This window comes from Microcystis sp. M165S2 (assembly GCF_020245885.1).
Lineage (GTDB): Bacteria > Cyanobacteriota > Cyanobacteriia > Cyanobacteriales > Microcystaceae > Microcystis.
The window spans coordinates 1-8530 of sequence record NZ_JADBTZ010000377.1; the positions used below are offsets into that span (position 1 = coordinate 1).

Annotated in this window: 9 protein-coding genes; 8 read left to right on the forward strand and 1 reads right to left on the reverse strand. The window is 41.3% G+C overall.

Annotated features, from left to right (window positions below; all coding sequences use genetic code 11):
- Positions 1-375 precede the first annotated feature (375 nt).
- From IM479_RS18715 to IM479_RS18740, 6 genes are all read left to right on the forward strand, one after another.
- Positions 376-2109 (forward strand): peptide ABC transporter substrate-binding protein, encoded by a 1734-nt coding sequence (locus tag IM479_RS18715; protein ID WP_287078031.1) that lies wholly within the window; start codon positions 376-378, stop codon positions 2107-2109.
- On the forward strand, positions 2110-3066 hold the full coding sequence (locus IM479_RS18720) for an ABC transporter permease (protein ID WP_287685297.1): 957 nt from the start codon (positions 2110-2112) through the stop codon (positions 3064-3066).
- Positions 3067-3068: 2 nt separating this feature from the next.
- Complete coding sequence (locus IM479_RS18725) at positions 3069-3431, forward strand: VOC family protein (protein ID WP_287685298.1); 363 nt, start codon at positions 3069-3071, stop codon at positions 3429-3431.
- Positions 3432-3449: 18 nt separating this feature from the next.
- Positions 3450-4178 carry a cytochrome c biogenesis protein CcdA gene (locus IM479_RS18730; RefSeq protein WP_190356815.1) on the forward strand — a complete coding sequence of 243 codons (729 nt, stop codon included), beginning with the start codon at positions 3450-3452 and terminating at the stop codon, positions 4176-4178.
- A gap of 50 nt (positions 4179-4228) precedes the next feature.
- Complete coding sequence (locus tag IM479_RS18735; RefSeq protein WP_287685299.1) at positions 4229-5572, forward strand: cytochrome c biogenesis protein; 1344 nt, start codon at positions 4229-4231, stop codon at positions 5570-5572.
- 120 nt (positions 5573-5692) lie between these two features.
- Entirely contained in the window at positions 5693-6550 is an 858-nt protein-coding gene (locus tag IM479_RS18740) for a DNA-formamidopyrimidine glycosylase (RefSeq protein WP_286824013.1), read from the forward strand.
- Here IM479_RS18740 and IM479_RS18745 read toward each other — a convergent pair whose 3' ends face one another.
- Positions 6551-7381 (reverse strand): tetratricopeptide repeat protein, encoded by an 831-nt coding sequence (locus tag IM479_RS18745; RefSeq protein ID WP_287673353.1) that lies wholly within the window; start codon positions 7379-7381, stop codon positions 6551-6553.
- 30 nt (positions 7382-7411) lie between these two features.
- Here IM479_RS18745 and IM479_RS18750 point away from each other — a divergent pair, with 30 nt between their 5' ends.
- Both IM479_RS18750 and IM479_RS18755 read left to right on the forward strand, forming a co-directional pair.
- On the forward strand, positions 7412-7582 hold the full coding sequence (locus IM479_RS18750) for a hypothetical protein (protein WP_287078708.1): 171 nt from the start codon (positions 7412-7414) through the stop codon (positions 7580-7582).
- A gap of 635 nt (positions 7583-8217) precedes the next feature.
- Positions 8218-8530: RNA-guided endonuclease InsQ/TnpB family protein (locus IM479_RS18755; protein ID WP_287699532.1), on the forward strand; the 313-nt coding region annotated here is incomplete at its 3' end.

Below are 8530 nucleotides of genomic sequence, written 5' to 3' on the forward strand. Positions count from 1 at the left end.
ACCCGAAATGGGTTGGTGACACTAGCCTTTGTCCAACGGTCAGTTCGCGTGTCACGACTACACATCTGATTTTCCGCTTACCAATCAGTTTAACACAAAGCCGTCCTAAAAGGACGGGGTTTTAACCCAAATTTTCGATAACCCCCGTACATTGCATAACACAAACCGAAGAACCCATTTCGTCGCCGTGCCTAGAATTTTATTGTCTAGTACACGATCGCTACTATAGCACGATCGATTTAACTTGACTAGGAATGGATGAGGGCAAATAATCAATTAATCGATCGAGATCAAGACTCAATGTCTGATAACTTGTTATTGGTGGGGTAGGGAATCACCTAAGTCACCCTGTTGAATTATTAATTGTCATTAAAAATGTTTAAGCGATCGCTTTTCTTGCCCCTGTTAATTTTATCCCTTAGTTGTACGCTGCTTTTTAGTGCTTGTCGTCAACAAACAGCTAATAATCCTCCAGCAACGGACAATAATAACACAGAAACTTTAAAACTTTTATATTGGCAAGCGCCGACGATTTTAAATCCCCATCTCTCCACGGGATTTAAAGACTCAGAAGCGAGTCGCATTACCTTAGAACCTTTGGCTAGTTTCAATGAAAAAGGGGAATTAGTTCCTTTTTTAGCGGCAGAAATTCCTACTATTGAAAATGGGGGAGTTGCCCGGGATGGTAAATCGGTGACATGGAAGCTAAAAAAAGATATTAAATGGTCAGATGGTACTCCTTTTACTGCCAAAGATGTCATCGCTACCTATAATTTTATTACCAATCCGAAAACTGGTTCTACTAGCGCTGGCAATTATGAAATAGTTAAAAGTGTGGAAGCGATCGATCCCCATACAGTTAAAATAACTTTTAAGCAAGTTAATCCCGCTTGGTCATTAGTTTTTGTGGGGACAGAAGGGATGATTTTACCTGCCCATCTCTATGAAAAGTATAGCAATGAAACGGCGCGTCAAGCCCCTGCTAATTTATTACCGGTGGGAACTGGCCCCTATAAAGTGGTAGAGTTTAAACCGGGAGACACGGCAGTTTATGAACCAAATTCTTTCTTTCGAGAAGCGGATAAATTAGGTTTTCAAAGAATAGAATTAAAAGGAGGAGGTGATGCAACTTCGGCGGCACGAGCGGTTTTACAGACACAGGAGGCGGATTATGCCTATAATTTGCAAGTAGAGGCAAGGGTTTTAAGTGATTTAGAAAAAGCGGGTCGGGGTCAATTAATATCTAGTTTCGGTTCTTTGATTGAACGAGTTTTATTTAATCTGAGTGATCCTAATCAAGTTACTCCTGAAGGTGAGAGATCTAGTATTAAGTTTCCCCATCCTTTTTTGAGTGATGTGAAAGTAAGAGAAGCTTTGTCTTTAGCTGTTGATAGAGATACTATTGCCACGCAACTTTATGGTATTACTGGGAAAACAACTCCTAATTTTATTGTGATGCCATCAGAATATAATTCTCCCAATACTAGCTATGAATTTAATCTAGAAAAGGCTAAGAAATTACTAGATGATGCGGGATGGAAAGATAGTAATGGTGATGGCACTAGGGATAAAAATGGGGTAGAAATGAAATTAGTTTTTCAAACCACTGTCAATCCTCTCCGTCAGAAAACCCAAGAAATTATCAAACAAAGTTTACAAGCGATCGGGGTAGAAGTAGAATTAAAAACTGTTGATGCCAGTATTTTCTTTTCTAGCGATCCTGCTAACGATGACACGGTAGAAAAGTTTTATGCTGACCTACAAATGTACACTACAGGTAATAATAGTCCCGATCCGAAAGCCTATTTTAAAACCTTTACCTGTAGCGAAATTCCCCAAAAAGCTGATGGTTGGTCTGGGGATAATTATGCTCGTTATTGTAATCCTGAATACGATAAATTATGGCAAGCTTTTAGTCAGGAATTAAACCCAGAAAAACGGCGAGAAATAGCGATTAAAATGAATGATATGTTAATCAATGATTTTGTGATTATTCCCCTAGTTCATCGTGCCGATGTGGTGGCAATTAGCAATAGTTTATCGGGGTTTGAATTAACTCCCTGGGATAGAAATACCTGGAAGATCAAAGACTGGAAGCGTAGTAAATAAATGCTGAAATATTTTCTGAGAAGATTATTATTTTCGATTCCCACTCTTTTAGCTATTAGTATGGTAGTTTTTGGCATTTTGGCCCTAGCACCGGGGGATCCGATGGGAGAATTTGCCGCTAATCCTGCTATTACAGAAGCAGTGCGAGAAAATATTCGCAAAAGTTTCGGATTAGATCAACCCCTTCCTGTGCGTTATGTCAAGTGGTTGTTAGCATTTCTTCAAGGAGATATGGGCTATTCTTTCACCAGTCGCAGCCCAGTTTTTACCCTAATTTGGCAGCGTTTACCCACAACTCTCTGGATTGTCGGTATTGCCTATATTTTCGGGGTTTTAATCGCTTTTCCTTTGGGCATAATTTCAGCAGTGAAGCGCTATTCTTGGTTAGACAAAATTATCTCTACTTTTTCGATGCTTGGCTTTTCTTTACCCACCTTTGTGACGGGATTGTTATTAATTATTATCTTTAGTGTACAGTTAAATTTGCTACCATCTTTTTATAACAGTACCCTAGAAATCAACGATTTTAATAGTTTGATCGAGCAGGTTAAACAGTCAATTATGCCCATAACTGTATTAAGCTTATATCAAGGGGCGATGTTGATGCGTTTCGTGCGTTCTTCCGTAACTGAAGAAATTCACCAAGAGTACGTTAAAACTGCCTTAGCGAAGGGACTAACTAATTTTTCCGTCCTAACTAAGCATATAGTTCGCAATGCTTTAATCCCCGTTGTCACCCTGATTGCTCTCGATATTCCCTCAATTTTTACCGGTGCTTTAGTTACAGAACAAGTGTTTCGTGTACCGGGGATTGGTGCTTTATTAATCGATTCTATTTCCCGCAGTGATACCCCCGTAGTGATGGCGATTACCTTTATCTATGGGATTTTAATTGTTATCTTTAACTTAATTGCCGATTTAACCTATAGTTGGCTCGATCCGCGAGTCAGATATTAGTCATGAACATTACAGAATCCTTACACACGGCGATTTTAGTCACCGATCTAGAAAAAGCCGTTAACTTTTACGAAAATGTTCTAGGATTGACTAGAATCGATCGCCCTTTGCAATACGATTGGGTTTGGTATCAAGTGGGAGATTATCAAATTCATTTAATTGTCGATAGCAATTACCAAAACTACCGTCCCAATCCCGAAAAATGGGGACGCAATCCTCATATTGCCTTCGCTATTGATGACGTGACAGCCATGGGTAACTATCTAGAAAGTCAAGGTTATACAATTGAAATGAGTGCCTCGGTTAGAAAGGCATTATTGGTCAGTGATCCCGACGGTAATATCCTAGAAATGAGCCAAATTTAGCCTGAAAAATTCCCTGATATGTTAGACCAATTACAGACTCAACTCTATCACCTTGAACAATACGCCGATCGCTTAGTGACTTCCCAACTAACTCACCTTAGTTTTGTCAGTATTGCCGTGATTTTTCTAGCCGGTTTACTCACCAGTCTTACCCCCTGTATGCTGTCGATGTTGCCGATTACCGTCGCTTATATCGGGGGTTACGAAAATAAAGGCCGTCTAGCGGCTTTTTGGCAGTCCACATGGTTTTCCCTAGGATTAGCCACCACCTTAGCGGGATTGGGACTAATTGCCGCTACTTTAGGAAAAGTCTATGGACAAGTGGGGATCGGTTTACCGATTATCGTCAGTGCGATCGCTATTTTCATGGGGTTAAACCTCTTGGAATTATTACCCCTGCGCTTCCCCTCCCTTGGCGCTACCGATTGGATTACCGGCGATTTTCCCCCGATTTTGCGGTCCTATCTTCTCGGTTTAACATTTGGTTTAATCGCCTCTCCATGTAGTACACCAGTTCTAGCAACTTTATTGGCATGGGTGGCAAATACAGGAGATTTAAGCTTAGGAGGGGGATTATTGTTATCCTACACTGCCGGCTATGTTTTACCCCTAATTATCGTCGGTTCTTTTACTGCTTCGCTGAAAAGCTTTCTTTCCCTGCGTCAATGGTCCGGGTGGATTAATCCTGTCAGTGGGGTTTTATTAATCGGTTTTGGAGTTTTTTCTTTATTATCTCGTCTGCTGTGATGGTGGAGAGTTATGATAGATAATTGGCTAGAATTGCAAAACTTTTAACTATGACTATATCGGAAACTTCCTCAAATTTAAAGAATACACCCCCCCAATGGGGACGTAAATTTATCCAGACTATTGCCGATCTGCGATTGGCAATTATCCTCTTACTTTTAATCGCTATTTTTAGCATTTCTGGGACAGTAATCGAACAGGGACAATCCCTATCTTTTTACCAAGCTAATTATCCTGAGAAACCCGCTTTATTTGGGTTTCTGACTTGGAAAGTTTTATTACTAATGGGATTAAATCATGTTTATAGTACTTGGTGGTATCTATCATTATTAATTCTCTTTGGTTCCAGTTTAACCGCTTGCACCTTCCGACGACAATTTCCTGCTTTAAAGGCAGCAAAAAAATGGCAATTTTATCAACAATCTCGCCAATTTCAAAAACTAGCTTTAAGTGCTGAATTAGAAACTGGTTCCCTAGAATCCCTAACCCCCTTATTAGAAAAAAAAGGCTACAAAGTTTTTCTAGAAAATAACAGTCTCTATGCTCGTAAAGGTCTGATTGGTAAAATCGGTCCGATTATCGTTCATGCAGCCATGTTAATTATTTTAGCAGGAGCGATCTGGGGAGCGTTAACCGGCTTTTTCGCTCAAGAAATGGTAGCTAGTGGCGATAGTTTTCAGGTTAAAAATATTATTGAAGCTGGACCATTATCTAAAAATTCTCTCCCTAAGGATTGGGGGATTAAAGTTAATCGTTTTTGGATTGATTATAGTCCTCAAGGTGATATAGAACAATTTTATTCTGATTTGTCGGTGATCGATGATCAAGGACAGGAGATCGATCGCAAAACTATTCAAGTTAATCAACCTTTGCACCATAAAGGGGTGACTTTTTATCAAACCAGTTGGGGAATTGCTGGGGTAAAAGTACAGGTGAATAATAGTCCAATCCTACAGCTACCGATGGCTAGTTTAGACACCAAAGGTAATGGACAAATCTGGGGAACTTGGATTCCGACTAAAACCGATCTTAGTGAGGGAGTTTCTCTTTTAACCAGAGATTTACAAGGTACGGTAATTGTCTATGATGCTAAGGGAGATTTAACCTCTGCTGTACGAGAAGGAATGACGATTCCTATCAATGGAGTTAATCTAAAAATAGTCGAATTAGTGGGCAGTACAGGGTTACAAATTAAGGCAGATCCGGGAGTGCCTATTGTCTATTTAGGTTTTGGTTTATTGATGATGGGAGTGGTAATGAGTTACTTTTCCCATTCCCAAATTTGGGCTTTACAATCGGGCGATCGCTTTTATATTGGTGGTAAAACTAATCGCGCTCAAGTCAGTTTTGAACGGGAAATAATTGATACCATTGAAAGGCTAAAGTTAAAGTAGAATTGACGTTAATCTGGTGTCGTTTCCCGATAAAAAGTTCTGTTTATCTATCTATTGCCTATTGCCTCTTTTGCCTTTTGCCTACCCTAACCAAGAACTTAATTTTGTTCAATTACTTATATGCCAGAATTGCCAGAAGTAGAAACGGTGCGTCGCGGGTTAAATCAAGTGACCCAGGGCAAAAAAATTATCGGTGGGGAAGTATTATTACAGCGTACCCTAGCCTATCCTAATTGCGAGGTAACTTTTCTGCAAGGAATTGCTCAGACCACGATTACCAATTGGCAGCGCCGAGGCAAATATCTCCTCGCCAATTTAGATAATGGTAGCAGTATCGGGGTTCATCTGCGTATGACCGGACAATTGCTGTGGGTAAAAGATACCACTCCCCTCCCGATTCATACGCGCTTACGCTTCTTTTTTGCCAATCAGCAAGAATTGCGCTTTGTCGATACCCGCACTTTCGGGAAAATTTGGTGGATTGCCGCCGATAAAACCCCAGAAACTGTGATTACCGGTCTCAAAAAACTGGGACTAGAACCCTTTGATCGCAATTTTACCGCCGATTACCTCTATAGTCACTGTCAAAAAAGTCGTCGTCCGATTAAAACTTTTCTCCTCGATCAAAATGTAGTCGCAGGAATTGGCAATATCTACGCAGATGAAGTTCTTTTTAAAAGTGGCATCCATCCTCAAACTGCCGCTAATCTCTTGAAAATTGAGCAAATAGACTTATTGACAAAAAACATTATTTCTGTGTTAGAAACGGCGATCGCTGAAGGTGGAACCAGTTTTAGCGATTTTCTCCACGTTACGGGAGTTAATGGCAATTATGGGGCGATGGCCTGGGTTTACGGTCGTAATGGCGAAAATTGTCGCCTTTGCGGTGCAACTATTGCCAGAATTAAATTAAGTGGGCGCTCGGCTCATTTTTGTCCCCAGTGTCAAGTCTCAAGGGGAGAAGGGAGAAAAAGCTGATCACTGATTAGGGGCTGTGGCTTGAATTTTGTTATTTTCGTCGGCTAGGGTCTGAATCTCCTGTCTGTAAGCAAAAGGAGCGCGACTGAGAGCATCTTGAAAGAGGGGTTGAGCCTCTTGATTTTTGCCCTGTTCTTTCAGTACGATCGCTGTCGCTAAAATTGGTCGGAAATCGTTAACATCCATCTGTTGAGCTTGTTTATAGGCTTTTAAAGCTTCCGGATAATTTTGCTGATCGAAATAGATTTTGCCTAAAAGTAACTGAACGGAAACGATATCGATTAAACTAGCAGGATTATTGGGATCGGAAGCAGCTTTTAAAGCGCGATCGAGCGTGTCTTTGACCAGACTAATCGCCTCGATCGGGCGGTTTTGGCTAAGAAATAAATTAGTTAATCCAGTTAAGGCCCGCAGCTCTTGGGGATGGGAGGCTAAAAGGGCGCGATAACTGCCTGTGGCTCCTGCATAGTCCTCTATTTGCTGTTTCGCTTCCGCCAAAAGTAGCAGATAATCGGATTGTTGGGGGTTAAGTTGCGCTAATTTTTCTAAAGGTTCGATCGCTTGCCTTAAATCGCCCTGCTGTAAGCGAGTATCTAATAATCCCCGCAAAGCCGTCTGATTATCGGGTTCGCGCTCTAAAACCATCTGATAACCCAGTGCTTGACTGGCTAATTCCTCTTGTTTGACTGCGGACAGATGACTCTGGCCCGAGTGCCGCTCACTCTGGAGAATAGAAGTCAATAGCGGCATAATCGAGAAAGACAGCAAAGCAAATAACATCAGGACGAGACCGATGGACAGCCAACGACGGTTAGAGAGAGAGGCTTTCATAGACTGGGGTGCGAGGGGACAGACAGGAAAATGTTATGGAAATCTGGAGATTTGATCAGGGGATCGATCGAATTGGCCGCTCTTTATCTCAAATGTCGGGGTGAAGACCCGAAGCGCTTAGTGCGACGGGATGAAACCCCAGCCAATATAAAACAGCACTTCGACACATTTCGACAGGCTCAATGTAAAGGCTCAATGTAAAGGCTCAGTGACACGAAGCAAGATTAAAAATAAGCGTCCAGTCTCCTGACAAAATCTCGAATAACTTCTTCTTTTAAGGGTCTTGACCTACTCAGGCCAAATAGCTACTATATGAGTATAGCGGATAGGGTAATCAACCGCTCTAAAAACCCATGTAGTCTAACCACTATGCTATCTGCACCTTGACAATTAAAGATATAGGGTTCTACTCAATAGTTCTAGTTTCTCAACTGTGAGTAGGTAAAATCTTTACAGGAACTAGACAAAGCAGTATTTGAAGCTAACGTTTCAATTCAAGCAAATTTTGTACCCCCCCTTGCTCCCCCGACGTCGGAGGGGTTGGGGGGGGACTATCGTAGGGCATACGAAAAGTAATGCTTGGGGAGAGAACCACCTCTGGGTTGGATAACGCAAGGTATCTAGTTTAAGTGGACTCGTTGAACCAAGAATCCCTCGCTTTTAGCGACGGGAGTGTCAATGAGTACAATGGGCAGACAGTCAAGACTCAAAAGGGTTTTGACAAGGTTGACAGTAAAAAGATCATCGAAAATTTTGGGTCTGAAACCCCGTCGTTCTAGGTTGGCTTTACTGTTAAATATTAACACATTTACGGAATATATGCTAAAATGCTCCCCATGGAAAAAGCCTACTCGTTTCGATTTTACCCAACACCAGAACAAGAGTCGCTATTGCGGCGCACTTTGGGCTGTGTAAGATTAGTTTACAATAAGGCTCTCCATCTCAGAACACAATCATGGTACGAAAAGCAACAAAGAGTAGGATATACTGAAACTTCTTCAATGCTAACCGAGTGGAACAAGCAAGAAGAAGTAGACTTTCTCAATAAAGTTAGCTGTGTACCTTTACAACAAGGGTTAAGACACCTACAAACAGCTTTTACCAATTTCTTTGCTGGTCGTACTAAGTATCCTAACTTTAAGAAAAAAC